The 26,318-nt window shown below is 70.5% G+C and carries 18 protein-coding genes; 5 read left to right on the top strand and 13 right to left on the bottom strand.

The window, feature by feature from the left end; genetic code table 11:
* Positions 1-15 precede the first annotated feature (15 nt).
* On the bottom strand, positions 16-1,167 hold the full coding sequence (locus tag ACQEVM_RS09350; protein ID WP_433076809.1) for a citrate synthase: 1,152 nt from the start codon (positions 1,165-1,167) through the stop codon (positions 16-18).
* A gap of 70 nt (positions 1,168-1,237) precedes the next feature.
* On the opposite strand from ACQEVM_RS09350, the gene ACQEVM_RS09345 reads away from it, so the two are divergent.
* Positions 1,238-2,497 carry a citrate synthase family protein gene (locus ACQEVM_RS09345; RefSeq protein WP_433076807.1) on the top strand — a complete coding sequence of 420 codons (1,260 nt, stop codon included), beginning with the start codon at positions 1,238-1,240 and terminating at the stop codon, positions 2,495-2,497.
* Between the two features lie 165 nt (positions 2,498-2,662).
* Here the strand turns inward: ACQEVM_RS09345 and ACQEVM_RS09340 are convergent, their stop codons facing one another.
* From ACQEVM_RS09340 to ACQEVM_RS09320, 5 genes are all read right to left on the bottom strand, one after another.
* Positions 2,663-4,270, bottom strand: coding sequence for a glycoside hydrolase family 13 protein (locus tag ACQEVM_RS09340; RefSeq protein ID WP_433076805.1), 1,608 nt, complete (start codon positions 4,268-4,270; stop codon positions 2,663-2,665).
* A gap of 59 nt (positions 4,271-4,329) precedes the next feature.
* Positions 4,330-5,205 carry a carbohydrate ABC transporter permease gene (locus tag ACQEVM_RS09335; RefSeq protein WP_433076803.1) on the bottom strand — a complete coding sequence of 292 codons (876 nt, stop codon included), beginning with the start codon at positions 5,203-5,205 and terminating at the stop codon, positions 4,330-4,332.
* Between the two features lie 13 nt (positions 5,206-5,218).
* On the bottom strand, positions 5,219-6,193 hold the full coding sequence (locus tag ACQEVM_RS09330) for a carbohydrate ABC transporter permease (RefSeq protein WP_433076801.1): 975 nt from the start codon (positions 6,191-6,193) through the stop codon (positions 5,219-5,221).
* A gap of 148 nt (positions 6,194-6,341) precedes the next feature.
* A complete protein-coding gene (locus tag ACQEVM_RS09325; RefSeq protein WP_433076799.1) occupies positions 6,342-7,742 on the bottom strand; it encodes an extracellular solute-binding protein in 1,401 nt (466 codons plus the stop codon).
* Between the two features lie 210 nt (positions 7,743-7,952).
* Entirely contained in the window at positions 7,953-8,963 is a 1,011-nt protein-coding gene (locus ACQEVM_RS09320) for a LacI family DNA-binding transcriptional regulator (protein ID WP_433076797.1), read from the bottom strand.
* A gap of 219 nt (positions 8,964-9,182) precedes the next feature.
* Here ACQEVM_RS09320 and ACQEVM_RS09315 point away from each other — a divergent pair, with 219 nt between their 5' ends.
* A complete protein-coding gene (locus ACQEVM_RS09315) occupies positions 9,183-10,049 on the top strand; it encodes an alpha/beta fold hydrolase (RefSeq protein WP_433076795.1) in 867 nt (288 codons plus the stop codon).
* 187 nt (positions 10,050-10,236) lie between these two features.
* Here the strand turns inward: ACQEVM_RS09315 and ACQEVM_RS09310 are convergent, their stop codons facing one another.
* On the bottom strand, positions 10,237-14,526 hold the full coding sequence (locus ACQEVM_RS09310) for a discoidin domain-containing protein (RefSeq protein WP_433076793.1): 4,290 nt from the start codon (positions 14,524-14,526) through the stop codon (positions 10,237-10,239).
* A gap of 229 nt (positions 14,527-14,755) precedes the next feature.
* Here ACQEVM_RS09310 and ACQEVM_RS09305 point away from each other — a divergent pair, with 229 nt between their 5' ends.
* Together ACQEVM_RS09305 and ACQEVM_RS09300 are read left to right on the top strand one after the other, a co-directional pair.
* Positions 14,756-16,357, top strand: a complete 1,602-nt coding sequence (locus ACQEVM_RS09305; RefSeq protein WP_433076791.1) for an ATP-binding protein — start codon at positions 14,756-14,758, stop codon at positions 16,355-16,357.
* On the top strand, positions 16,354-17,061 hold the full coding sequence (locus tag ACQEVM_RS09300) for a DUF7342 family protein (RefSeq protein ID WP_433076789.1): 708 nt from the start codon (positions 16,354-16,356) through the stop codon (positions 17,059-17,061). Before ACQEVM_RS09305 ends, ACQEVM_RS09300 begins: the two co-directional genes overlap by 4 nt.
* Positions 17,062-17,092: 31 nt before the next feature.
* On the opposite strand, the gene ACQEVM_RS09295 is transcribed toward ACQEVM_RS09300, so the two are convergent.
* The 3 genes from ACQEVM_RS09295 to ACQEVM_RS09285 form a co-directional block, all read right to left on the bottom strand.
* Positions 17,093-18,685: a solute symporter family protein gene (locus tag ACQEVM_RS09295; RefSeq protein WP_433076787.1), complete on the bottom strand. Its 1,593-nt coding sequence runs from the start codon at positions 18,683-18,685 to the stop codon at positions 17,093-17,095.
* A complete protein-coding gene (locus ACQEVM_RS09290) occupies positions 18,682-19,173 on the bottom strand; it encodes a DUF485 domain-containing protein (RefSeq protein ID WP_433076785.1) in 492 nt (163 codons plus the stop codon). The genes ACQEVM_RS09295 and ACQEVM_RS09290 overlap by 4 nt, the downstream gene beginning before the upstream one ends.
* Before the next feature lie 158 nt (positions 19,174-19,331).
* Positions 19,332-21,452, bottom strand: a complete 2,121-nt coding sequence (locus ACQEVM_RS09285) for a DNA gyrase/topoisomerase IV subunit B (RefSeq protein ID WP_433076783.1) — start codon at positions 21,450-21,452, stop codon at positions 19,332-19,334.
* 445 nt (positions 21,453-21,897) lie between these two features.
* Here ACQEVM_RS09285 and ACQEVM_RS09280 point away from each other — a divergent pair, with 445 nt between their 5' ends.
* Positions 21,898-22,134: a DUF7455 domain-containing protein gene (locus tag ACQEVM_RS09280; protein WP_030239625.1), complete on the top strand. Its 237-nt coding sequence runs from the start codon at positions 21,898-21,900 to the stop codon at positions 22,132-22,134.
* Positions 22,135-22,335: 201 nt separating this feature from the next.
* Here ACQEVM_RS09280 and ACQEVM_RS09275 read toward each other — a convergent pair whose 3' ends face one another.
* The 3 genes from ACQEVM_RS09275 to ACQEVM_RS09265 all read right to left on the bottom strand — a co-directional run bounded on the left by ACQEVM_RS09275 (position 22,336) and on the right by ACQEVM_RS09265 (position 26,189).
* Positions 22,336-23,202: a serine protease gene (locus ACQEVM_RS09275; RefSeq protein ID WP_433076781.1), complete on the bottom strand. Its 867-nt coding sequence runs from the start codon at positions 23,200-23,202 to the stop codon at positions 22,336-22,338.
* Positions 23,203-23,308: 106 nt separating this feature from the next.
* Positions 23,309-24,883: an RNA polymerase sigma factor gene (locus tag ACQEVM_RS09270; RefSeq protein WP_433076779.1), complete on the bottom strand. Its 1,575-nt coding sequence runs from the start codon at positions 24,881-24,883 to the stop codon at positions 23,309-23,311.
* A 364-nt stretch (positions 24,884-25,247) separates the two neighbouring features.
* On the bottom strand, positions 25,248-26,189 hold the full coding sequence (locus ACQEVM_RS09265; protein WP_433076777.1) for a FadR/GntR family transcriptional regulator: 942 nt from the start codon (positions 26,187-26,189) through the stop codon (positions 25,248-25,250).
* Between the last annotated feature and the right edge of the window lie 129 nt (positions 26,190-26,318).

The following is a 26,318-nucleotide window of genomic DNA, read 5'->3' as shown; positions in this document are numbered from 1 at the left end:
TGGCACCGTGACGGCTCAGCCGAGCGACGGGACCGGTTGGGGCGGGGTCGGCCCGGTGTAGCGGGCGGCCGGGCGGATGATCTTCGAGTCGGCGGCCTGTTCGAGGACGTTGGCGCTCCAGCCGACGACGCGGGCGGCGCAGAAGGTGGGGGTGAACATCTCGCGCGGCAGTCCGCACAGTTCCATGACCACGCCCGCGTAGAACTCCACGTTGGTGTGCAGTTCCCGACCAGGCTTGAGTTCGGCCAGGATCGCCTCCACCTGCTGTTCGACCTCGACGGCGAAGTCGACCAGTGGACCGCCGAACCGGCGGGCGATGCCGCGCAGCATCCGCGAGCGCGGGTCCTCGGTGCGGTAGACCGGGTGACCGAAGCCCATGATCCGTTCGCCGGCGAGCACTCGTTCGCGGATCCACGGCTGGATCCGGTCGGTCGTGCCGATGGCGTCGAGGGTGTCCAGGGCGCGGCTCGGGGCGCCTCCGTGCAGCGGCCCGGACAGGGCCCCGATCGCCCCGGTCAGGCAGGCCGCGACGTCGGCGCCGGTGGAGGCGATCACGCGGGCGGTGAAGGTCGAGGCGTTGAACCCGTGGTCGATGGTGGAGATCAGGTACTGCTCCACCGCTCGGGCCCGGACCGGGTCGGGTTCGCGCCCGGTCAGCATGTGGAGGTAGTTGGCCGCGTACGGGAGGTCGTCGCGCGGTTCCACCGGCTCCAGCCCCTGTCCCAGCCGGTGCAGGGCGGTGAGCAGGGTGGGCACCGCGGCGCAGGCGGCGAGGGCGTCGGCGGCCCTGCGGGCGGGGTCGAGATCGTAGACCGGGCGGAAGCCGGCGGACGCACCCAACAGCGAGAGCGCGGTACGGAGACCGGCGAGCGGCCCGGACAGGGCGGTGGCGCGGGCGAGGGCGGGCAGGGCGTCGCGCACCTCGGCGGGGAGTCGGCGCAGGGGGGCGATCTCGGCGGCGAAGGCGTCCCGCTCGGCGAGGTCGGCGGGCAGCGCCCCGCGGAACATCAGGTGCCACACGTCCTCGAAGGTGCGGCCCTCCGCGAGGTCGACGGCCGAGTACTGGCGGTAGTGGTAGAAGCCTTCTCGGCCTCGGACGTCACCGAGTGCGGTTTCGGTGACCACGACTCCCGCGAGACCGCGGGGTACTTCGACGGTGGTGTTCATGGATTGACCATCGATGATGGATTGAATGCCTGTCAATGTTGATTGAATCAATCTATGTAGGGTGTGCGTCATGAATTCCGAGACCGACGAGGCGGACGGCCAGCGCCGGATCAACACCCGGGAGGCGGCGCGACTGCTCGGAGTGAAGCCCGCGACCGTGTACGCGTACGTCAGCCGCGGTCAGCTCGGCAGTCGCCGCGACCCTGTCGGGCGTGGCAGCAGCTTCGACGCGGCCGAGGTGGAGGCGCTGGCCCGGCGGAGCCGGCGCGAGGCGGCGGGCCCCACCGGGAGCCATGCCGGCGAGCTGTCCGTTCGCACCTCGCTCACGCTCATCGAGCCCGATCGCTACTACTTCCGGGGCGTGGACGCCGTCGAGTTGGCCGCGCGGCACCCCTACGAGGAGGTGGCGGAGTGGCTGTGGACGGGCTCGCTGAAGCGCGGCGCCCGGTTCGTCGCTCCCCCGGATCCGCTGGCCGCCGCCCGGCGGGCGGTGGCCGCCCTGCCCGAGCACGGCGGACCGCTGGACCGGCTTCGGGTGGCCGTCGCCGCCGCCGCGGTGGCGGATCCCCTGCGCTTCGACCTGTCCGAGGAGGCCGTACTGGGCTCCGCGCGCTGCCTGATCCCGACGCTGGTCGGCGCCCTGCCCGAGCAGGGCGCCGCCCGGTGGGCCGGCGACACGCGGCTGGCCCGCCTGTTGTGGTCGCGGCTGACGGCACTGGACCCCGACCCGGACGCGCTGTCCGTGCTGGACCTCGCCCTCGGTCTGCTGGTCGACCACGATCTGGCGGCCTCGACGCTGGCCGTACGGGTGGCCGCGTCGGCGCGGGCCCATCCGTACGCGGCGGTCTCGGCCGGACTCGGCGCGCTCGAAGGCCCGCTGCACGGCGCCGCCGGCCGGCTCGCCCACCGGATGCTGGTCGAGGTCCTGGAGCGGGGCGGAGCGGCCCCGGTGGTGTCGGAGTACCTGCGCGCGGGGCGTCGGGTACCGGGCCTGGGACATCGGCTGTACCGCGGCGAGGATCCTCGTGCCACGGCCCTGTTCGCCCGGCTGGAGGACCTGGGCCAGGCCGGCCCGGCGCTGGGCGCGGCCCGCGACGTGGCCTCGGTGATGGCCGGGCACGGCGGCGGGCTGCACGCCAATGTGGACCTGGCCCTGGCGGTGCTCACCGTGTCCTGCGCCATGCCCGCCGAGGCCGGGGAGACGGTGTTCGCGGTGGCCCGGACGGCGGGGTGGATCGCGCACGCGCTGGAGGAATACCAGGAACGGCCGCTGAGGATGCGGCCGAGCGGGCACTACGACGGCCCCCGCCCGCCGCGGCCGATGCCGTGACGGGTGGGGAGCACCGGGACGGGAGCCGGACGGCGGAGGAGCGCACGGGCCTCGGTCTCGCCGATCCGGCCGCCGGCCGGGCGATCGGCGCCCCGCCGCGGGGGCGCGCGTCGGTGTGGTCCGGCCCCGATCACCGAACCGGTGCCGGGCGGTCCGGCCGCGGCGTCAGGTCCGCAGCCAGACCGCCGTGTCCCGCGGCAGCCGCCCCGTGTCGTCCGGCACGGAGCTGCTCAGCAGGAGTCTCGTGTGATCGGGCAGCGGGACCGGGCCGTCGGACAGGTTGGCCACGCACACCAGCCCGTCGGGGCGGGAGAAGGCGAGCACCCCGGGCGGCGTGTGCAGCCACTCCAGCGAGCCCCCGCCGAAGCCTGCCGCGGCCCGGCGCAGCCCGAGGGCCGTCCGGTAGAGGGTGAGCATCGAATCCGGGTCGCCGTCCTGGCGGTCGGCGGCGTACCTCCCCCAGTCCGCGGGCTGGGGCAGCCACGGGTCGGTCCACGGCTCGGCGGTCCACGGCAGCGGCACCCGGCACCCGTCCCGCCCGGGGTCGGTGCCGCCGGACCGGAAGTGCATCGGGTCCTGGATGCGGTCGAGCGGCACCTCGACCTCCGGCAGGCCCAGCTCCTCGCCCTGGTAGACGTACACGGCGCCGGGCAGGGCGAGTGTCAGCAGGGCCGCGGCGCGTGCCCTGCGGGTGCCGAGATCGAGGTCGGTCGGTGTCCCGAAGGCCTTGGTCGCGAAGTCGAAGCCGGTGTCGGCGCGGCCGTAGCGGGTCACGGTGCGCGTGACGTCGTGGTTGCACAGCACCCAGGTGGCGGGCGCCCCGACCGGGGCGTGCTCGGCGAGGGTCTCCTCGATGGAGGTGCGCAGCCGGTCCGCGTCCCACGGGCAGCTGAGGAAGGAGAAGTTGAAGGCGGTGTGCAGCTCGTCGGGGCGCAGGTAGCGGGCGAAGCGTTCGGAGTCGGGCAGCCAGACCTCCCCGACGAAGACGGCGCCGTACTCGTCGGCGACGGCGCGCCAGGAGCGGTAGACGTCGTGGAGTTCGTCGCGGTCGATGTACGGGTGGACCTCTCCGGGCCGGGGTTCGGGTGACCGCCCCGCCAGATCGGGCAGTGCCGGGTCCTTGGCGAGCAGGGCGGCCGAGTCGATCCGTACGCCGGACACCCCGCGCTCGAACCAGAAGCGCAGCACCTCCTCGTGCTCCCGGCGGACGGCGGGGTGGCCCCAGTTCAGGTCGGGTTGCTGCGGGGTGAAGAGGTGCAGGTACCACTCCCCGTCCGGTACCCGGGTCCAGGTGGCTGCTCCGTTGAACTGTGAGGGCCAGTCCCCGGGCGGGAGTTCGCCGTGTTCCCCGCGCCCGGGCCGGAAGTGGAACAGCCCCCGCTCGGGGCTTCCCGGGCCGGCGGCGAGGGCCGCCCTGAACCAGACGTGTTGGTCGGACACGTGGTTCGGGACGACGTCGACGATGGTCCGGATGCCCAGCTCGCGGGCTTCCGCGATGAGTTTCTCGGCCTCGGCCAGTGTGCCGAAGGCGGGGTCGATGGTGCGGTAGTCGGCGACGTCGTATCCGCCGTCCGCGAGCGGGGACAGGTACCAGGGGGTGAACCACAGGGCGTCCACGCCCAGGTCGGCGAGGTACGGGAGGCGGGCCCGGACGCCTGCGAGGTCACCGGTGCCGTCTCCGTCGCCGTCCGCGAAACTGCGTACGTACACCTGGTAGATGGCGGCCGAGCGCCACCAGTCGGCGTCGCGTGCGGGGAGGGGAAAGTCAGCCACAAGGGGTCCTTTCGCAGGGGGCGGCCGGGTACGGCGATGGGCGTCCCGCGGGCGGCTGGTCAGCCCTTGAGGGAGCCTGCCGTCAGGCCGCTCATGATGTTGCGCTGGAAGATCAGGAAGATGACGAGCGTCGGGGCGGAGGCCATCGCGAGCGCGGCGATGAGATGGTTCTCGGGCACTCCCGTGGAGAGCGAGTAGATGCCGACGTTGAGCGTCTGCAGGGCCGGGTCGGGGAGGGTCAGCATCGGCCAGAGGAAGTCCTTCCACACCCCGACGATCGCGAAGATCGACACGACGCCGAGGATGGGCCGGCTCATGGGCAGGACGACGGAGCGCAGGGTGCGCAGGGCGCCCGCGCCGTCGATGGAGGCGGCGTCGAGGATCTCCTGGGGGATCGAGTCGAAGAAGCGCTTCAGCAGGAAGATGTTGAAGGCGTTGGTGACGGACGGCAGCCAGATCACCCACGGCGAGTCGAGCAGGTTCCGCTCGATGATCGGCACGTCCAGCACCGTGAGGTACTGCGGCACGACCAGGACGGTGGCCGGGATCATCAGGGTGGCGAGCATCATCCCGAGGACGGCCTTGCCGAAGACGGGCCGCAGCCTGGAGAGCGAGTAGGCGGCTGCGACGTCGAGGACGAGTTGGAACGCGAGTGCCCCGAAGGCGTAATAGAGGGTGTTGAACAGCAGCTTGGCCAGGTCCATGACCTGCCAGGCGGCCGTGTAGTTGGCGGCGTGGAGGGAGTCGGGCACCAGGGTCGGCGGGACCTCGGCGAACTCCTCGGTGCTCTTGAGGCCGTTCGCGACCATCCAGTAGAGCGGGCCGAGGAAGACGACGGTGAAACCGACGACGACCAGGCCGAGCACGGCCCGGTAGAGGAACTTCCCTCGGGCGCGGCCCAACCGGGTGGGCGAGATCAGCGTGCGCTCTGCCATGGGGGGCTCCAGGTCAGCTCTCGTTGTCGCGGCTGAGGCGGACGTACAGCGCGGAGAAGCCCGCGAGCAGGACGAGCAGGCACAGCCCCAGGGCCGCGGCGCCGCCGTACTGGTTGAAGTTGAAGGCGTACTGGTAGATGAGGACGACCACTGTGGTGGTCGAGCCCTCCGGGCCGGCGCCGCCGGTCAGCAGGAACGGTTCGACGAACACCTGCATCGTCGCGATGATCTGCATCAGCAGGAGGAGCGAGAGGATGAGTCGGGTCTGCGGGATCGTGATGTGCCAGACCTTGCGCAGCAGTCCCGCCCCGTCGAGTTCGGCCGCCTCGTAGAGCTCTCCGGGGATGCCCTGGAGCGCGGCCAGGTAGATCAGGGTCGCGCCGCCCATGTTCATCCACGTCGAGGCCAGGACCACGGAGAGCATCGCGGTGTCGGTGGACTGGAGCCAGTCCTGCGCCGGCAGGTGCAGGAACTCCAGCACCCTGTTGAAGAGGCCGTGGCCCGGGTCGTAGAAGTACTTGAACAGCAGGATCGAGGCCACCGGGGGCATCATCACCGGGAGGTAGACCAGCATGCGCAGATAGCCCTGCGCGTGCCGGAACTCGTTGAGGACGACGGCGACCACGAAGGGGACGGCGAAGCCGAAGACCAGGGCGAGCCCCGTGAAGAGCAGGGTGTTGCGCCAGGCCTGCCAAAAGCTCGGATCGTTGAAGACGTAGGTGAAGTTGTCCCAGCCCACCCAGCGGGTGGCACCGCCCTCCGTCTTCTGGAAGGCCAGCAGGAACTCCCGGACCATCGGGTACCAGGAGAAGAACGAGAAGCAGAGGACGGCGCCGATCAGGAAGCCGTGGGCCGTGAGGTTCCGCCTGACCGCCCGGCGGAACGCGTCGCGCGACGGTCCGTCGGTACGGAACTCGCGGATCCGGGTCCCCGGGTCACGGGGTCCGGCGGTCTTCCCGGTGGATCCGGGCAGGGTGGGGGCCGACATCGCCGCTCGCTCCTTGGTGGGTCGTCGCCATCGATACGCGGGACCGGCGGGGGCGGTGCCCGGGGGCGCGGGGCGCGTGCCCCCGGGGACCGCGGGCCGGGCGGGCGGCGCCGGGCCGGGGAGGTCCACCCGGCGCCGCCCGGGACGGCTACCGGTCGGCCAGCACCTGGTTGACCGCCTTCTCGGCCTCGCCCAGCAACCGGGCCGCGTCCGCGCCCTTGTTCGTGAGTACCCCGGACATCACCTTGTCGAGGACCTTGTAGACCTCCTGCGCCTTCGGCGGCTCCGCCTTGCCGGGCACCGGGTTGTCCAGGAAAGGCTTGAAGTTGGCGACCGGCATGGTGGCGCTCGCCGCCTTCAGCTCGTCGTCCTCGGCCTTGCTCGCGCCGGTGAAGAAGGCGGGCTGCGGGAGACCGACGGGCAGGCCGTCGGCCTTGCTGCGGTCGTACCGGAACTGCCCCTTGCCGACCGCGAGGGTCTTGAAGTTCAGCCAGGCGACGGCCGCCTTGACCTTGTCGGGCGAGCTGCCCTTCTTGATCATGTAGCCGTTGCCGCCGGCGAGCGTGGACGCGCCACCGGGCATCGGGCCCATGCCGAAGTTCTCGTACTCGGCGCCGAGTTGCTGGACCATGTAAGTGATGTCATCGGGTGCGGCGAGGAACATGCCGAGCTTGTCCGAGGCCATCTGCTTCTGCAGGTCGCCCCACTTCAGCAGCTGGGTCTTGCCCATGCTGTCGTCCTCCCAGCGCATGGCGTGGAGGTTGTCGACGATCTGCCGACCCGTGGCGTTGTTGAACGCGGCCTTGCCGTCGGCGCCGACGATGTCGCCGCCCAGGCCGTACATGGCAGCCGTGTAGTGCCAGCCGCCGGTGTTCTCGACGCTGTACTCGCCGTAGCCGGCGACCCCGTCGCCGAGGGCCGCGATCTTCTTCGCGCCGGCGCGGACCTCGTCCCATGTCCGGGGCGGGGTGTCGGGATCGAGGCCGGCCTGCTGGAAGAGCTTGCGGTTGACGAGCAGGCCCATCGTGTAGTTGCTGGTGGGGACGCCGTACAGCTTGCCGTCGCTCTTCAGGACGTTCAGGACGTTCTTGTCGATGTCGTCGAGCGCGGGGACCGTCTTGGGGGTCACGTACGCCGTGATGTCCTCGGCCCCGTCGTTGTCGAGCACCTGCTTCAGGTCGGTGAAGTAGGCGTAGAAGACGTCCGGTTGGGACTTGGCCTTGAGCATCGCGGTGAAGCGCGGGGGTTCCAGACACTGGCCGGGCGTCGAGCGACCCTCCACGGTGACGTTCGGGTACGTCTTGTTGAACTCCGCCACGTCCTCCTTCCACTCCTTGAGCTCGGCCGCCTTGGCCGCGGGCGGCATGCAGTCGATGGAGAGGGTGACCTCGGTCTTCGGGTCGAGCGGGGCGGAGACGTCGGTGACACCGCCACTCGGCTGCGGCTTCGGGTCGTCACCGCTGCTGCTCGTGCCACACGCCGCGAGGGCGGAAACGGCGAGCGCGGAGACGAGGGCGGCCGCGACGTTGCGGCGGACGTGGGTTCTCATCGGTGGTCCCCTTCGTGCATCAACAGAAGGCGTGGGGCGAGCGGGGCACACTCAACCACCGCCCACAGATGAACGCAATATCTCGCGCAGATTCCGGAAGGAACTGACATTGAGATGTTGGGCGGCTCGGACACGGGACGCAAAAAAGGGCTCCGGAACGTCCATGGGACGTCCCGGAGCCCTTGCCAGAGCGGACGGGGGCGGTACGGGCTACCTGCGGGGCGCCTGCGCGGTGGACCCGCGGACCACCAGCTCCGGCTCGAAGAGCAGCTCTCCGGGCTGTACGGCGGCCCCCTGGATCTGAGCCGTGAGCAGTTCCACGGCGGCCCGGCCCATGGCCTCGATGGGCTGCCGGACGGTGGTCAGCGGGGGCTCGGTGCAGTTCATGAACGCCGAGTCGTCGTAGCCGACCACGGAGACGTCCCGGGGCACGCCCAGCCCCCGGCGACGCGCGGCCCGCACGGCGCCCAGGGCCAGCGGGTCGCTCGCGCAGATGATGCCGGTGACCCCGCGGTCCAGCAGCCGGGAGGCGGCCGCGTGCCCGCCCTCCAGGGAGAACAGGGTCCGCTCCACGTGGGCGGCGGGCAGTTCGGCGCCCGCCGCGGCGACCACGGCCTGGGCGGCCACCAGCTTGCGCAGGGAGGGCATGTGGTCGGGCGGGCCCAGCACGAGCCCGATGCGTTCGTGCCCCAGGGAGGCCAGGTGTCGCCAGGCCTGCTCGACGGCGACGGCGTCGTCGCAGGCCACGCACGGGAAACCGAGGTCCTCGATGGAGGCGTTGATGAGCACCACCGGAACCTTGCGCTCGGACAGCAGCCGGTAGTGCTCGTGCGGGGCGTCGGCCTGCGCGAAGAGCCCGCCGGCGAAGACCACGCCCGACACCTGCTGCTGGAGCAGGAGTTCCACGTAGTCGGCCTCGGAAACCCCGCCGGTGGTCTGGGTGCACAGCACCGGGGTCAGCCCCTGTTGCGCCAGCGCACCCCCGATGACCTCGGCGAAGGCCGGGAAGATGGGGTTCTGGAGCTCCGGCAGCACCAACCCGACCAGCCGGGCGCGTTCGCCGCGCAACTGGGTGGGGCGCTCGTAGCCGAGCACGTCGAGAGCGGTGAGCACGGACTGTCGGGTCGCCTCCGAGACGCCCGGCTTGCCATTGAGCACCCGGCTGACCGTTGCCTCGCTGACTCCCACCTTCTTCGCCACTTGAGCAAGTCGTCGCGTCATGAGCGCAAGACTAGCGCAAGGACTGCAAGTCGCTTGCGATTCCCTTCTGGTCAGTCCGGGTCACGCGGGCCCCGTCCGGGAAGACCCCGTATCGCTGCCGGCGCCCGCTCCGCCGCACCGCACCCCGCCCGCCGGGCGGGCTCCCCGATCCGGCCGGTGGCCCGGAGCACACTGGCGGCAGAGCGCCCCGCATCCCCACGACCACCAGGAGGAACAGCCATGGCCCCGCCCGAGAAGGCCGTCCGCACCAACGGCGTCACCCTCGCCACGCAGGCCTTCGGCGACCCGACCGACCCGACGGTACTGCTCGTCCCGGGCGCCGAGGCCACCATGGACTGGTGGGACGAGGAGTTCATCGCCCGGCTCGGCGCCGCCGGCCGCCACGTCATCCGCTACGACACCCGCGACACCGGGCGCTCCACCGTCTTCCCGATCGGGGAGCCCTCGTACACCGGGGACGATCTCCTCCTCGACGCCCTCGGTGTCCTCGACGCGCACGGCGGCGCCGCGGCCCATGTCGTCGGCGTCTCCATGGGCGGCGCACTCGCGCAACGCCTGGCCGTCCTGCACCCCGAACGTGTCGTCACCCTGACCCTGATGTCCACCAGTCCCGACGGCCCCGCCGGCCCCGGCCTGCCCGATCTGCCGCCCATGGGCGAAGCCCTGGCCCGATGGTTCGCCGAGCCCCGGCCCGACCCCGACTGGGCCGACCGTGACGCGGTCGTCGCGTACTTCCTCGCGGGCGAGCACGCCTTGGCCGGTCGGATCCCCGTGGACGAGGAGCGCCTGCGCGCCACCGCCGGGCGCGCGTACGACCGCAGCCCGGTGCCGGCCGCCGCGTGCAACCACTGGAGCGTCGAGGGGGGCGAGCCCGTTCGGGCCCGCCTCGGCGAGATCACCGCGCCGACGCTGGTCCTGCACGGTACGCACGACCCGCTCTTCCCCTACGGTCACGCCGAGGCCCTGGCCCGGGAGATCCCCGGCGCCACGCTCGTCCCGCTCGCCGGGATGGGCCACCAGATGCCCGTGCCGGAGGTGTGGGACACGGTGATCCCGGCGCTCGTGCGCCACACCGCCGCCCGGTGACGGCGGGCGCGGGAGGGGCCGTCCCTCGCGGCGAGCCCGCCTCCCTCGGATCCTGCCGGGCCCGACCCCGCGTTCCGATCGCGCCCGGGCCGATCCGGGCCCCGTACACGTGCCCCGGGCCCCGTACACGTGCCCGGACGGGCGGGGCGCCCCCGAGGGAACGCCCCGCCCACCCCGGCGCCGCCCGCTACGGCAGCTGGTTGATCCTGAACGTGGAGGTCGTGTTCCGCACGTCCACGGCGTTGTCGTTCATGCGCAGGTTCCGGATCGTGACCTCGCCGACCGCCGGCCCCTGGCCCGCCTCGGGCATCTCGTTCGCCCAGAGCCCGAAGCCCGACTTGGCGTCGAATGCGTCGCCGCTCTTCTTCGCCCCGGTGATGGTGATGTCCTTGAGGATGGTGTCCTTGATCGGATTGACCGGTCGGCCTCCCACGTACTGGGTCTGGAACATGATTCCGCTGTAGGTCGGATCGACGATGTCGACGTTGTTGATCCTGATGCCCTGGAACACCTTCGAGGCCGAGAAGACCCAGATCCCGGGGAACGTCTGCGCGCCCCAGAAGTGGCCGCCGGAGCGGACGATCGAAATGTTCTCGAAGGTCGTCGGATCGGTCCCGAAGCCGTTCATCGGATACCCGAAGTCCAGGGAACTGATGGTGATTCCGGAGTAGACGAGCGTGTCCGCGATGTGGATGTTGCGGAAGGTGTTGTTGAAGCCGCCGTAGACGGCGACGCCGGCCGCCCGCCAGGTCAGGACCGTGGTCAGGTTCTCGTAGACGTTGTTCTTCATGTCCGCGCCACCCGCGTCGATCGCGGAGAACAGCGCGAAGCTGTCGTCGCCCGTGGCCCGCGCCTCGTTGTTGGTCACGAGGTTGTCGGTGCTGCCGTTGGTCATGTTGATGCCGTCGGCGAACATGTCACGGATCCGCGAGTTCTTGATGGTGATCCGGTCGGTGTTGGCACCCCAGTAGAGGCACACCATGTGCTCGTTCCAGATGTTGTCGATGGTGATGTCGGAGACGTTCGCGAAGTCGAAGACCTTGCCCGGGCCGTCGATGCGCGAGGTGTAGTTGCCGAAGTAGGCGAAGCCCGAGAAGGCCGAACCCTTCGCCGTGCCCTCCGCCCGCCAGCCGATGTCGGTGTTGTCCTGGGACGAGGGGGCCTGGAAGCGGGTGAACCACGGTCCGGCGCCGACGACCTGCACGGCCTTGCCGTACACCTGGAACTTGGAGGCCGTCTGGTAGTCGCCCGGCGGCAGGTACACGCCGACGAGCTTGCCGGTGGGGTCCATCCGAACCTTGTCCAGGGCGTTCTGCACGTCCTGGTGGGTGAAGCCGGCGGGGACCGTGTACGTCGCAGGGTCCGGGTTGGCGATGGTCGCGGCCAACTCCAGGCTGACGAAGTCGATCGCGTACGTGCTGGTGTTGGCCGCGTCCTTCTGGAGTCGGATCCTGCTGCCGGCCGGAACGGTCTCGCCCAGCAGGATGTTCGCCTCGTCGTAGATGTGGCGCGGGGCTCCGGAGCCCGGCGAGTTCCCCGGGGACGCCTCGGCGCCGTACAGCCAGGCGTACTTGGAGGTCAGCGGCAGGGCCTTCTTGAGGGTGCCGTTGACGTACACGTTGATCGTGGAGTCGATGCCGCCGCCGCCCGGGGCATCGGGGATCGAGAAACGGGTGACCAGGGTGTTGGTGGCCGCACGGGTGGTGAACTCGACGTACTCCCCCGTCGCGTCGAGGTTGACGGCCTTGCGGCCCGAGGCCTCGCCCGCGATGTCGCCGATGGTCCGGTTGGGCCCGACGACGCCCGCCCCGCCGCCGACCGCGCCGTCCTCGGCCTCGTAGGTGTCGAAGGGCATGTTCGCCCCGCGACCGACGAAGAAGGACTTGGTGGAGGTGTTGTTGGCGCGCTTGACCGGCAGCTCGTTGGAGTCGTCGGCCAGGACCACCTTCACCGTGTACTTGCCGTTCGCCGCCGGCCAACTTCCCAGTGCGATCGGCGCCGAGGAGGCACCGGCCGCGAGGGATCCGCCGAAGGATCCCGTCAGCGTACGGACGGTCGCGCCGCCCGCGTCCAGCAGCGTGAGGGTGACGCCGTGCGCGCCGGAGGCCGCGGCGGCGGTGCCCTGGTTCTTGACCGTGACGGTGAAGTCGACCGTCTGACCGGCGGACGGTGAGGCCGGCGACCAGGTGACGGCGGATGCCACCAGGTCGGAACTGTCCACCGGGCGGACCACGAGCGGGGTCCCGGTGAAGGTGTTGTTGGTGTCGTTCTGCTCGATGACCGTGTTCGCCTCGTCGACGACCGCACCGAGCGGATACGTCCCCGCGTCCCGTGCGCCGATCCCGGCGCCGACGGCGGCCGTCGCGCCGGCGGCGAGCGCGGGCACGGAGGCCGTACCGACCTTCGTGCCGCCGAGCCGGAAGGTGACGGCGGTGGCGGGGGCCGCAGCGGGCCCGCTGTTCTTGACGGTGGCCGTCAAGGTCACCGGGTCCGACTCCACCGGCGTGGCCGGGGTGGCGCTCAGGCCGGTGATCTCCAGGTCGGGATTGGGCGCGGGCACGCCGATGACCTGGAACTCCGCGATCTGGCCGTTCCCGGAACCGGTGTTGGAGGTGAAGCGCAACTGGACGTCGGCGACACGGGAACCCACCGGGATGGAGACCGTGTTGCCGCCGGACGCCGGGTTGAAGGTGTAGTCCTTCGCGGCGACCAGGCCGGTGAACCCGGAGGCGCCCTGCTCACGACCGAGGACCTGGATGTTCTGGGTGCGGGTGCCCCAGGAACCGTCCGGGTTGATCTTGAGGACCAGGCGGTCGACGTCGGCGTTGGCGCCGAGCCTCACCGTCAGCGTGCTGGGGTAGGCCCCGGCCGCGCCCTCCCAGTAGGTGCTGGTGCTGTTGTCGTTGGCGTTCTCCGCGACGAAGGTGTGGATGACGGAGGAGCCGGTGATGGGCTTGCCCACGGCCAGGTTGGAACCACCTCCCCCGCTGCCGTTGCGGGTGACGGTGTCGCTGTCGCCCGAGCGGTTGCCGGCGGCGTCCTTGGCCCGGACGAAGTAGCTGACGGTGGCGCTCGCCGGCTGGGTGTCCGTGTAGGTGGTGACGTTGCCCGCGACCGTCGTACGCAGCACGTTGTTCGCGTACACCTCGTAGCCGGTGACGGCCACGTTGTCGGTGGAGGACTGCCAGGCCAGCCTGATCTGGTCGGCGGCCGGCTCGGTGAGCGTCAGCGAGGCCGGGGAGGTCGGGGCCTGGGTGTCCCCGGTGTCCCCGGTGCGGGTGACCGCGTTGCTGTTCGGCGACTGGTTGCCGGCCGCGTCCTTGGCTCGAACGTGGTAGGTGACGTTCGCGCCGGTCGGCTGCGTGTCGGTGTAGGTGGTGACGTTGCCGGCGACGCTCGTGCGCAGCTGGTTGTCGGCGTAGACGTCGTAGCCGGTGACGGCCACGTTGTCGGTGGCGGCCTTCCAGGTGAGCGTGATCCGGCCGGTGGCCCGCTCGGTGTAGGCGAGCTCGGTGGGTGCGGTGGGAGCCTGGGTGTCACCGCTCTGCGGACCGTAGACCTCCAGCTCCGAGAGCTGCCCGCCGGGCTGTACGGAGTTCGCGGATATCCACACGCGCAGGTGGCGGGTGGTGGCGGCGTCGAAGGCGAGGGTGACGGCGTTGCCGCCCGCGGCGTTGAACTCGTACGCCTTGGAGGCGGTCAGGTCGGTGTAGTCCGAGCCGTTGACGCTGCCCTGGATCTTCAGGGTCTGGGTGCGTGCCCCCCAGTTTTCGGGCAGGCGCAGCACCACACGGTCGACGCGTACCGAAGCGCCGAGGTCCGCCTTGATCCATTGGGGCATCGCGTCGTTGACGCTCTCCCAGTAGCTGGCCGTGTTCCCGTCGTTGGCGTTGGCCGGCACGTACACCTGGGTGTTGCTGCTCGCGGTCAGGGTCTTCCCGAGCGCCAGGTTGACGGAGGACTCGCCGGGGGCGCGCACCTCCAGCTCGGAGAGCTGGGCGGCCGGCCGGCCGGAGTTCGCCGTGATGGCGATCCGGACGAAGCGGGTCTGAGTGGCCGGGAGGGTGATGGTCACCGTGTTCCCGCCGCCCTGGCCGAAGGTGTACGTGGCGGAGTTCACCAGGGTGGCGAAGGCGGTGCCGTCGGCGCTGCCCTGGACGGACAGGGTCTGGCTGCGGCTCTCCCAGGCGGCGGGCAGCTTGAGCACCACCTGGTCGACGCGGGTGGTGGCCCCCAGATCGGTCTGCACCCACTGCGGAAAGGTGCCGCCGGCGCTTTCCCAGTAGGTGGACTGGTTGCCGTCGGTGGCGTTGGCGGCGATGTAGGAGCCGTTGGTACTGCTCGCGGTCGCGGGCCTGCCCGCGGCGATGCTCGGACCGCCGGCGGCCGCGGCGGTCAGGGCGGGCCAGGTGATCATCATCAGCGCGGTGCTGAGGAGGGCGGCCAGGACCCGCCATCTCCAGTTGAGCCTTCTCATATGCCCTCGTCCCTCGACATGAGTTTTCTGAACCAGGTGAGACAGGAATTTGCGGTCTGCCGTGCGAGAGTTGCAGAGGTTTGCCGAGTCGTCTACTCCTCTGACCGCACTTTGGTGCCTTCATCACTTGCGCAAGCTGGGCGCAAATCACGCAAGGGATTTGCGTTCCCGGGAGAATTCCGCTTACGCCGAAGCCCACCTACGGTTGCTGGTCATGCGGTTCCCCCACATGAGCGCTCGGCGCCTCGGGCTGCCCAGAAGGGCCGTCTCCCAGATCCTGCTGACCCAGCTCGCCATCGCGGCCGGCGTGGCGGTCCTGGCCACCGGCCTCTTCCTGGCGCCGCTCGGTGCGCAACTGGACGACCAGGCCATGCGGCGCGCCCTGGCCATCGCCCAGAGCGCCACCGCCGACCCCTCACTGGCCGCCGACCTCCTCGATTCGGGTCCGGATGGGGACGGCCCCGTACAGTCCGCCGCCGAACGGATCCGCACCGCCACCGGCGCCGAGTACGTGGTCGTCGTCGACCTCCGGGGCATCCGTCGCTCCCACCCCGACCCGAGACGCATCGGCCTGCCCGTCTCCACCGACCCCGGCGACGCCCTGGCGGGCCGCGAGGTCATGGAGATCGACGACGGCACCCTGGGACGCTCCGCCCGCGGCAAGGTCCCGCTCCTGGCCGCCGACGGGGAGATCGTCGGCGCGGTCTCCGTCGGCATCGCCTACGACAGCGTCCGCGAGCGACTGCTGGGAGCCATCCCCGGCCTGCTGGCCTACGCGGGCGGCGCCCTGGCCGCGGGCGCCCTCGCCGCCTACCTGCTCTCCCGCCGCATCCACCGACAGACCCGCGACCTGGCCTTCTCCGATATCGCCGGCCTCCTCGCGGAGCGCGAGGCCATGCTGCACTCCATCCGCGAGGGCGTGATCGCCCTCGACCGGCACGGACGGATCCGGCTGGTCAACGACGAGGCCGCCCGGCTGCTGGGCCTCGACCCCGCCGCATCGGGCACCGTCGCCGGACGCGCGCTGGACGAGGTACTCGGCGCCGGCCGTACCACCGACGTCCTCGCGGGCCGGGTCGACGGCCGGGACCTGCTCACCGTTCAGGGGCCCCGCGTCCTGGTCGCCAACCGGATGCCCACCGACGACGGCGGAGCCGTCGCCACGCTGCGCGACCGCACCGAACTGGAACACCTCGGACGCGAGCTGGACTCCACGCGCGGGCTGATCGACGCCCTGCGCGCCCAGGACCACGAGCACGCGAACCGGCTCCACACCCTGCTCGGTCTCCTGGAGCTCGACTTGTACGAGGAGGCCGCGGAGTTCGTGACCGAGGTCGTCGGGGTGCACCGCAGCACCGCCGAGCAGGTCACCGAGAAGGTCCGGGACCCCCTGCTGGCGGCCCTCCTGGTCGGCAAGACGACCGTGGCCGCGGAGCGTGGCGTCCCGCTCCGCCTGGCCCCCTCCACGCTGCTGCCCGACCGGGTGGTGGATCCCGGCGGCCTCGTGACCATCACGGGCAATCTGGTGGACAACGCCCTCGACGCGGCGGCCGGCTCGACCGCCCCGCTGGTCGAGGTCGAGCTGCGCGCCGAGGGACGTACGGCGATCCTCATGGTCCGGGACAGTGGCCCCGGCGTACCCGCCGAGCGCCGCGAGGAGATCTTCACCGAGGGCTGGTCGACGAAACAGCCCACGGCCCACCGCGAACGCGGACTGGGCCTCGCACTCGTTCGCCGCCTCGCGGAGCGGCAGGGCGGTACCGTCCGGGCCGGCGAGAGCGCGGACGGAGGGGCGGAATTCTCCGTCGTGCTCCCGGAGGCCCTGCGATGAACGAGTCCCCGGTACACGTATTGGTCGTCGACGACGACATGCGTGTTGCCCGGATCAACGCGGCGTACGTGGCGAAGGTTCCCGGATTCCGGGTGGTCGCCCAAGCGCACTCGGCAGCCGAGGCGTTGGCCTTCCTGGACACCCACTCCGTGGACCTGATCCTCCTGGACCACTACCTCCCGGACGAGAACGGCCTCGACCTGGTCCGGCGGCTGCGCCAACGGGGCCACCACACCGACGTCATCATGGTGACGGCCGCCCGCGACCTCGCCACCGTGCAGGCCGCCATGCGTCTCGGCGCCCTCCAGTACATGGTGAAGCCGTTCGCCTTCGCCGGGCTGCGCGCCCGCCTGGAGGCGTACGGCGCCCTGCGGCGCACCCTGGAGACCGGAGGGGAGGCGGAACAGGCCGAAGTGGACCGCATCTTCGGCGCCCTGGCCTCGGCCGGCACCCCGAACGACCTGCCCAAGGGCCACTCGCCGCCGACCGCCGACCTGGTCCGCCAGGTGCTGCGCACCGCCGAGGGCCCGCTCTCCACCCAGCAGATCGCCGATCGCGCCGGCATCAGCCGTCAGACGGCCCAGCGCTACCTCAAGCTCCTGGACCGCGCGGGTCGCGTCACCCTCGCCCTGCGCTACGGGGAGACGGGCCGCCCGGAACACCGTTACGCCTGGCGCCGCTCCGATCCCGGCGCCGCGCACTGAACCGGGCGACCGTCACGGCCGACCGGGTGGGTCACACCGCCCCGGCGCCCGTCAACGAACGAACCTCCGTCTCCGCGTGCTTGCGGATGTCCGGCGCCTCCGTCGAGGTGACCGTGCCGAGCCATCCCGCCAGGAAGCCCAGCGGGATCGAGACGATCCCCGGGTTCTGGAGCGGGAAGTACTGGAAGTCCACGCCCGGGAAGAGCGACTCCGGACTGCCGGACACCACGGGTGACAGCACCACGAGCAGCACCGCCGGCACCAGTCCCCCGTAAACGGACCAGACGGCCCCGCGGGTGGTGAACTCCTTCCAGAACAGCGAGTACAGCAGCACCGGCAGGTTCGCCGAGGCGGCCACCGCGAAGGCCAAGCCCACCAGGAAGGCCACGTTCAGGTCCTGCGCGATCAGTCCGAGGCCGATCGCCGCCGCGCCGATCCCCACCGCGGCGACCCGCGCCACCGCGACCTCGCTGCGCTGCTTGGCGTGACGACGCTTGAGCGAGGCGTACAGGTCGTGCGCCACGGAAGCCGAGGACGCCAGGGTGATCCCGGCGACCACGGCAAGGATCGTCGCGAAGGCGATGGCCGCCACGAAGGCGAACAGGACCGCGCCCCCGGTGCTCTCGGCGCCACCTCCCAGGAACGCCGCCAACAGCGGAACCGCCGTGTTCCCCGAGGCGTTGGAGGCCCGCACCTGCTCGGGGCCGAGCAGGGCGGCCGCCCCGAAGCCGAGCACGATGGTCATCAGGTAGAAGCCGCCGATCAGGCCGATCGCCCAGACCACCGACCGCCGGGCCGCACGCGCGGTCGGCACCGTGTAGAAGCGCGACAGGATGTGCGGCAGCCCGGCCGTGCCCAGGACCAGGGCGAGGCCGAGACTCATGAAGTCGAAGCGGGCGGCCCAGTCACCCCCGTACTTGAGCCCGGGGTTCAGGAACTTGGCCCCGTGGCCGCTGCGTTCGGCGGCGGTGGCCAGCAACTGGTCGAAGTTTCCGTGGAAGCGCAGCAGCACCATGACCGTCAGCGTCACGGCGCCGCCCATGAGCAGCACGGCCTTCACGATCTGGATCCAGGTCGTGGCCCGCATCCCCCCGAAGGACACGTAGACCACCATCAACGCCCCGACGCCGACCACGGTCAACGTCCGTGCGCCGGCGCTCGAATTGCCCAGCAGCAGGCCCACCAGGCTGCCCGCGCCGACCATTTGTGCCACGAGGTAGAGCACGGACACCACCACGGAGGATGCCCCGGCCGCGATCCGGACGGGCCGCTCGCTCATCCGGGCGGCGACCACGTCGGCGAGTGTGAACCGGCCGCAGTTGCGGACCAGTTCGGCGATCAGGAAGAGCACGACCAGCCAGGCCACGAGGAAGCCGACCGAGTACAGCAGACCGTCGTAGCCGAAGAGGGCGATCAGTCCGGAGATGCCGAGGAAGGAGGCCGCGGACATGTAGTCGCCCGCGATGGCGAATCCGTTCTCCATCGGGGAGAACAACCGCCCACCCGCGTAGAACTCCTCGGCCGACCCGTGCCGGTTGCGGCTGACCCAGGTGGTGATGCCCAGCGTGACCGCGATGAAGACGCTGAACAGGATCAGCGCGAGGGTCTGGTGTTCGGTGGTCACCGGCCCGCCTCCCAGGTCCGGATGCGCTCCTGGTCCCGCTCCTGCTCGAAGACGGTCCAGCGCAGGTCGAGCGCGGCCCGGTCACGGCGCAGCCGCGCGTGCCGCGCGTATGCCCAGGTGAGGAGGAACGTGCTCAGGAACTGGCCCAGCCCCGCCAGCAGGGCGACGTTGATCGATCCCACCACCGGCCGGGCCATGATGCCCGGCGCCGCGGTCGCCGCGACCACGTAGGCGACGTACCAGAGGAAGAAGCCGGCGGTCGCGGGTACGACGAACCTCCGGTAGCGGCTGCGTACCTCCTGGAAGGCGGCGCTTCGCTGCACTTCCAGGTAGATGTCCGAGGCCCCGGATGCCGGCCGGTCGCCGGCGACCGGGCGCGGAGGGACCGTTTCCGCTACCTCGCCCTCCCCCCAGCCGACCGCCAACGCGTCGTACCAGGGGTCGTCGAGCCGGATCGTTCCGGCTTCACGACCATCGTGCTTCTCCACCGAACTCTCCTTGTCCGCCGCCGCATTGGCCGCGTGGTGACAAGGATGGGTGGAATCGATGTTTTCCGGACTGATGTACCGGTGCTCTTCACTCCATCAGGTGATGAAGTGAAGAGCATTGGTGTGTAAGGGCGTTCAGCGGGTGGACGCCGGCCGGGTCAGGCGTCGATGCGCGAACGGTCCAGGGTCGCGGCGGAGCTGGTGATGAACTCCTTGCGGGGAGCAACCTCGTTGCCCATGAGCAGATCGAAGACCGACTCGGCCGAGTCGAGGTCGCCGATGTTGATCCGGCGCAGCGTGCGGAAGCGGGGGTCCATGGTGGTCTCCGCGAGCTGATCGGCGTCCATCTCGCCGAGACCCTTGTAGCGCTGGATGGCGTCCTTGTAGCGGATGTTCTTGCGCTGGTACTCCAGCAGCGTCTGACGCAGCTCGTTGTCCGAGTACGTGTAGACGTACTTGTCCTGGCCCTTCTTCGGCTGGACGAGTTCGATCCGGTGCAGCGGCGGCACGGCCGCGAAGACCCGCCCCGCCTCGACCATCGGCCGCATGTACCGCTGGAAGAGCGTGAGCAGCAGGCAGCGGATGTGCGCGCCGTCCACATCGGCGTCGACGAGCAGGACGATCTTGCCGTACCGGGCGGCGTCGAGGTCGAAGGTCCGGCCCGAGCCGGCTCCTATGACCTGGATGATCGCGCCGCACTCGGCGTTCTTGAGCATGTCCGAGACCGAGGACTTCTGGACGTTGAGGATCTTGCCGCGGATCGGCAGCAGCGCCTGGAACTCGGAGTTGCGGGCGAGCTTGGCCGTGCCGAGCGCCGAGTCCCCCTCGACGATGAACAGCTCGCTGCGGTCCACGTCGTCGCTGCGGCAGTCGGCCAGCTTCGCCGGCAGCGAAGAGGACTCCAGGGCCGTCTTGCGGCGCTGCGCCTCCTTGTGCTGACGTGCGGCGATCCGGGTCCGGGCGGCCGCGACGATCTTCTCCATCACGGAGCGCGCCTGCTGCTTGTCGTCCCGCTTCGTCGAGGTCAGGAACGCCTTGAGTTCCTTCGCGACCACGGCGGCGACGATCCGGGTGGCCGCCGAGGTGCCCAGCACCTCCTTGGTCTGGCCCTCGAACTGCGGCTCGGCGAGGCGGACGGTGACGACGGCCGTCATACCCTCCATCGCGTCGTCCTTGACCACGTCGTCCTCGGCCACGCGCAGCAGCTTCGCCGAGCGCAGCACCTCGTTCACGGTCTTGGCGACCGAGCGCTCGAAGCCGGACACGTGGGTGCCGCCCTTGGGGGTGGCGATGATGTTCACGAACGACTTGACGTTGGTCTCGTACCCCGTGCCCCAGCGCAGGGCGATGTCCACGCCCAGCTCGCGGGTGACCTCGGTGGGGGTCATGTGGCCGCGGTCGTCCAGGACCGGCACGGTCTCCTTGAAGGTGCCCGTCCCGGTCAGGCGCAGCACGTCGCAGACGGCCTTGTCCTGGGCCAGGTACTCGCAGAACTCGCTGATGCCCCCGTCGAAGCGGAAGGCCTCCTCGGTCTTGCCCGCGCCGTCGATGCCCCGCTCGTCGCGGACCACGAGGGTCAGGCCGGGCACCAGGAAGGCGGTCTGGCGGGCCCGCTGGTAGAGCCCCTCCAGGTTGAGCTTGGCATCCTTGAGGAAGATCTGCCGGTCTGCCCAGTAGCGGACCCGGGTGCCGGTCTTGCCCTTGGCGATCCGCTTGACCTTGCGCAGCCCGTTGGCGGGGTCGAAGGGGCTTTCGGGCCCTTGCTCCGTGAACATCCCGGGGACGCCGCGACGGAAGCTGATGCCGTGCGTCGAGCTGTTGCGGTCGACCTCGACGTCGAGACGGGCGGAGAGGGCGTTGACCACGGAGGCGCCGACGCCGTGCAGGCCGCCGGAGGCCGCGTACGAGCCGCCTCCGAACTTGCCTCCGGCGTGCAGCTTGGTCATGACGACCTCGATGCCGGACAGGCCGGTCTTGGGCTCGACGTCCACGGGGATGCCTCGGCCGTTGTCCCGGACCTCGACGGAGGAGTCCTCGTGGAGGATCACCTCGATGTGGTCGCAGTAGCCGCCCAGGGCCTCATCGACGGAATTGTCGATGATCTCCCAGAGGCAGTGCATCAGGCCACGACTGTCGGTGGACCCGATATACATCCCGGGGCGCTTGCGGACGGCCTCGAGGCCCTCGAGGACGAGCAGGTGCCGCGCGGTGTAGTTGGAACCGTCCCGGTCTGCTCCGGACAGCAGCGCGCTGGAAGGCACGGACGTGTCGGCGGTCACGCAGTTCGCTCCTCGCTGAATTTCTTTTCTGGCCCGGTCGGGCTCAGGGGTTCATCGGTTGCCGGTCAGAGGGTACCGAGGCCTGGTAGAGCCGATGCAACGCCACCCTCGTGGCTTCCACAGCGTAGTGCAGGCCCGCACGGGTGTTCGATCCCCCGTGGGGGTGAAGCAAACATCACGTTCCCTTCCAGGCATGAACCATTTAGTGTTCGGGCACGTCCTCATGAACAACCGGCACTCAGGCCGGGGGGACTGAACTGCGACAAGCGAACGACTGACAACGCGAAACCGTAAAGCAACGCAATACGGCTCCTTCGCCGCCAACCGGCAACAGCCGGCCAGCTTCGGAAGGAAGTTTCGAAAGAAAGCCGCGAACGGGAACGTTTTCGGCCTGGTTGGATGTTGACCCTGGTACGACAGCTCGTCGAGCTAGAGAAGAGGCGACGTGACTACTGTTCTGACACCCGCGACCCCGCTGACGGCCGCTGACCGATGCGACCGTTGCGGCGCCCAGGCATATCTGCGCGTCGTCCTGCTGAGCGGCGGTGAACTGCTCTTCTGCGCCCACCACGGGCGTAAGTTCGAGCCGGAACTCAAGAAGATCGCCGCGGAAATACAGGATGAGACCGAGCGGCTCACGTCCGCTCCGGCTGCGAATGCCGCCGACACCGAGGACCGCTGACACAGGCCTAGACCTCGCATCCGACGAGCAAGGACCGGCCAGGCCGGTCGACGGGCGACACCTCTGTGACCCAGGGGTGCCGCCCGTCCTCATGTCCGCCCCGCGTTCACGTTCCACCCTCTCGTCGTCCGGGCGACCCGACGACGAGCCCCCTGCCCCCTCGCCGGGCCACACAGGGCCCGAGGAGCCCCTGGGGGCTCCCTACGGGGCCTCCAGCTCCCCGACCGGCCGCGCGGCCCTCTCAGAGCCGCTCACGAAGCCGATCAGCGGGGAGATCCGGGTGTACACGCCCGGGCTGTCGGCCCTGCCGCAGCCGCGCCCCCAGGACACGACCCCGATGAGCCGCCCCCGGGCCACGAGCGGCCCGCCACTGTCCCCCTGACAAGCGTCCTTGCCGCCACCCTTGTCCCCCGCGCACACCATGGAGGCGGCGCGGTACTGACCGTCCACGTCCCCCGGGTACGCGTCCTCGCAGACTCGGTCCGCGAGGATCTCCACACGTGCGGCCCGCAGGCCATAGGCGTAGTCGCCGAAGCCGCTCGTGTCCCCCCAGCCGTACACGGACGCCTCGGTGCCGGCCTCGTAGGCCGGGTGGCCCTTGTCCGCCATGGGGAGCACCTGATCCGCCGGCACCGCCTCCGCGAGTTCCAGAACGGCGAGATCGCCCGCGTTGCTCGCGGAGTCGTACGCCGGGTTCACCCGCGCCGCCCGCACCGCGATCTCCCGACCGTCCGTCGCACGGAGCTCCGTACGGCCCGCGATCACACGCAGGTCCGGCACGGATTCGACCGGACCGCCCAACACCTGACGCCCCAGGCAGTGGGCCGCCGTCACCACGGTCGTCGGGGCGACGATCACGCCCCCGCAGAACTGGCCGCCACGGGTACCCCCGAACCGGTCACGGCTGGCCAGGGCCACGACCCAGGGGCTGTCCGCCACCTTCACCGGCTGCCCGCCGATCACCACGCTGTCCGCGGCCGCCTGCGGCATCCGGGCCAGCGGCGCGGCTGCCGCTCCCGCCACCAGGGTCAGCGCGCCCGCCAGGGCACGGGCAAAGGGACGACGCATGAGGCCTCCTGACTCCGAGTGTTCATGACTCCACCCAGAGTGGGATGCCCGGTGGCCGTGCGCACCCGCGCGGCCACCGGACGTACGCCCCTCGGCGCCGGCCCCGTCAGTCGAGGTAGTCGCGCAGAACCTGCGAACGCGACGGGTGACGCAGCTTCGACATGGTCTTCGACTCGATCTGGCGGATGCGCTCGCGCGTGACCCCGTAGACCTTGCCGATCTCGTCGAGGGTCTTGGGCTGCCCGTCCGTCAGGCCGAAGCGCATCGAGACCACGCCCGCCTCGCGCTCGCTCAGGGTGTCGAGCACCGAGTGCAGCTGCTCCTGCAGGAGTGTGAAACTCACCGCGTCGGCCGGTACGACCGCCTCGGAGTCCTCGATGAGGTCACCGAACTCGCTGTCCCCGTCCTCGCCGAGCGGGGTGTGCAGGGAGATCGGCTCTCGCCCGTACTTCTGGACCTCGATGACCTTCTCGGGGGTCATGTCGAGTTCCTTGGCCAGCTCCTCCGGGGTGGGCTCGCGACCCAGGTCCTGGAGCATCTGCCGCTGGACACGGGCCAGCTTGTTGATCACTTCGACCATGTGCACCGGGATGCGGATGGTGCGGGCCTGGTCGGCCATGGCGCGCGTGATCGCCTGCCGGATCCACCAGGTGGCGTACGTGGAGAACTTGTAGCCCTTGGTGTAGTCGAACTTCTCGACGGCACGGATCAGACCCAGGTTGCCTTCCTGGATCAGGTCCAGGAAGAGCATGCCGCGGCCCGTGTAGCGCTTGGCGAGGGAGACCACGAGGCGGAGGTTGGCCTCCAGCAGGTGGTTCTTGGCCCGGCGGCCGTCCTCAGCGATGATCTCCAGCTCGCGCTTGAGCTTGGGCGCCAGCTTGTCGGAGTTCGCCAGCTTGTCCTCGGCGAACAGCCCCGCCTCGATGCGCTTGGCGAGTTCGACCTCCTGCTCGGCGTTGAGGAGCGGAACCTTTCCGATCTGCTTGAGGTAGTCCTTGACCGGGTCCGCGGTGGCCCCCGCCACGGCGACCTGCTGGGCCGGCGCGTCGTCCTCGTCGTCCGAGATGACGAAGCCCTTGCTCTCGCCGCCGTCCTCCTCCTCGGATTCGGACTCGGCCTTGACCGCGCCCTGGCCCTCCTCGGTCGACTCCTCGTCGGCCTCGTCGGAGCCCTTCTTGGCAGCGGTCTTCTTCGCCGCCGTCTTCTTCGCGGCGGTCTTCTTGGCAGGGGCGGTCTTCTTCGCCGCCGTCTTCTTCGCCGCGGTCTTCTTGGCGGCGGGCTCGGCCCCGGGCTCCTCCGCGAGGGCGTCCGCGCTGCCCGGTTCGGCCGGCGCCGCCTCGGGGGCTGCGTCGGTGACGGTCCGGGCGACGGTCGTCTTGGTCGCGACGGTCTTGGTGGCCGTCCGCTTGGCCGGGCTCTTCGCTGCGACGCTCTTTCGGGTGGTGCGCTTGGGCGACTCCGCGGCACTGACCATCAGCGTCACACCCTCTTCCTCGAGGATCTGGTTGAGGCTGCGCAGAACATTCTTCCACTGGGTCGCAGGAATCTGGTCAGCCTCGAAGGCACGACGCACGTCATCGCCGGCGATCTGCCCCTCGGCCTTGCCCCGCTCGATGAGCGCCATCACAGACTCGGAATCGGCGATCTCCGACGGGAGCGTACGGGATGTGCTGGCCGACACGAACAACCTCTCGGAACGATGGAAACGGCTTCCGACCCCGGGCCTGGTGGTGCTGGACCGGAGCCGACGACCACCGACTGGGGATGGGCCGGGGGCGCGGGCAGGGGCCGGGGAGCTGTACAGCACCCGCAAGGGCTGCTGTCTTCCCTCCGTCGGCCATCACCACCTAAGTCATCGCGTGACGTCGCGGAGCGTTACGCCCAATCTTCGTGGCCCGAGTCACACCACTTTTCCGCCATTGCCGCGCATACGGTCATACGCACGGATTCAAGCGCTTCGAACGACCCCGCACACGGGTGTCGCCGGGCCCGAACCGGGCCCGGCGACATGTGGTGCACCCCCGCGCCTGAGCGCGTCGAGCCCGTCAGTGCTCGCGCGGGGCCGGAACCACACGCTCGACCTCCGGATGCACCGTCAGGAGTTGACGCATGGCGTTCTCGGCACCCAGGGCATCGCCGGCGGCGATGGCCTCGACCATCCGCGCGTGGTGCGCGACGCAGGTTTCGCCGGGACGGTCGCACGCGGTGACGGGGCTGCCGGAGACCTGGAGGGCGGAGGAGACGATGCCTGACAGGTGCTCCAGCATGCGGTTGCCCGCGACCTGGATCAGCAGCGCGTGGAACTCGTTGTCCGCACGCGCGAAGGTGATCGAGTCACCCTGCCCGAGGGCGTGGCCCATGATCTCGACCATGTCGGCGAGGCGCTGCTGGATGTCGGGGCGACCGTGTCCGGCGGCGAGGCGCGCGGCCAGCGGTTCGATGGTCCAGCGGAGCTCGTTGAGCTCGCGGCGCTGATCGTCGCGCTGGGGGCCGAAGGCCCGCCATTCGATGATGTCGGGGTCGAGCAGGTTCCAGTCGGCGACCGGGCGGACCCGGGTGCCGACGTTGGGGCGGGCGCTGACGAGGCCCTTGGCCTCCAGAACGCGCAGGGATTCGCGGACGACCGTGCGGGAGACCTCGAAGCGCTGGCCGATCTCCTCGGGGACCAGGGGGCGGTCCGCGCCGAGGTCGCCTGAAACGATCATCTGGCCGAGCTGCTGGACGAGTTGGCCGTGCAGTCCGCGGCCGCGACTTCCGGTGGCCCGGCGGCCCACGCGGCTCAACTCGATGTCGGCGCCGTCCCAGTGGGGCGGTCCGACCCGGTCGGCCCCCTGGGTCTCCGCGTAGGGGTAGCGGTCGAGGTCGCCCGAGCCGGCGAGGCCGGAGTCGGCGTGGCGGGCGGCGGTCATCATGGTGTGCGCAAGGGTACTCACGAATCCTTTGTCGGTCGTGCTTCCATCACCCTTGAGGTCTTTGGTGAAAAGCACACGAAAGGGTGATCGGTGCCACCTACGCAATTGACGACTTATCGTAAAGAACCGGGCCTTTTGCGGGGAGTTGTGGTCCCGGCGGGTTGATGCGGAACGGAACGGCCACGTTGACCATCACCTCGATCC

Origin of the sequence: Streptomyces sp. CA-243310 (assembly GCF_050936775.1) — a bacterium.
Classification (GTDB): Bacteria; Actinomycetota; Actinomycetes; order Streptomycetales; family Streptomycetaceae; genus Streptomyces.
This window is presented reverse-complemented; position numbering and strand designations above follow the sequence as displayed.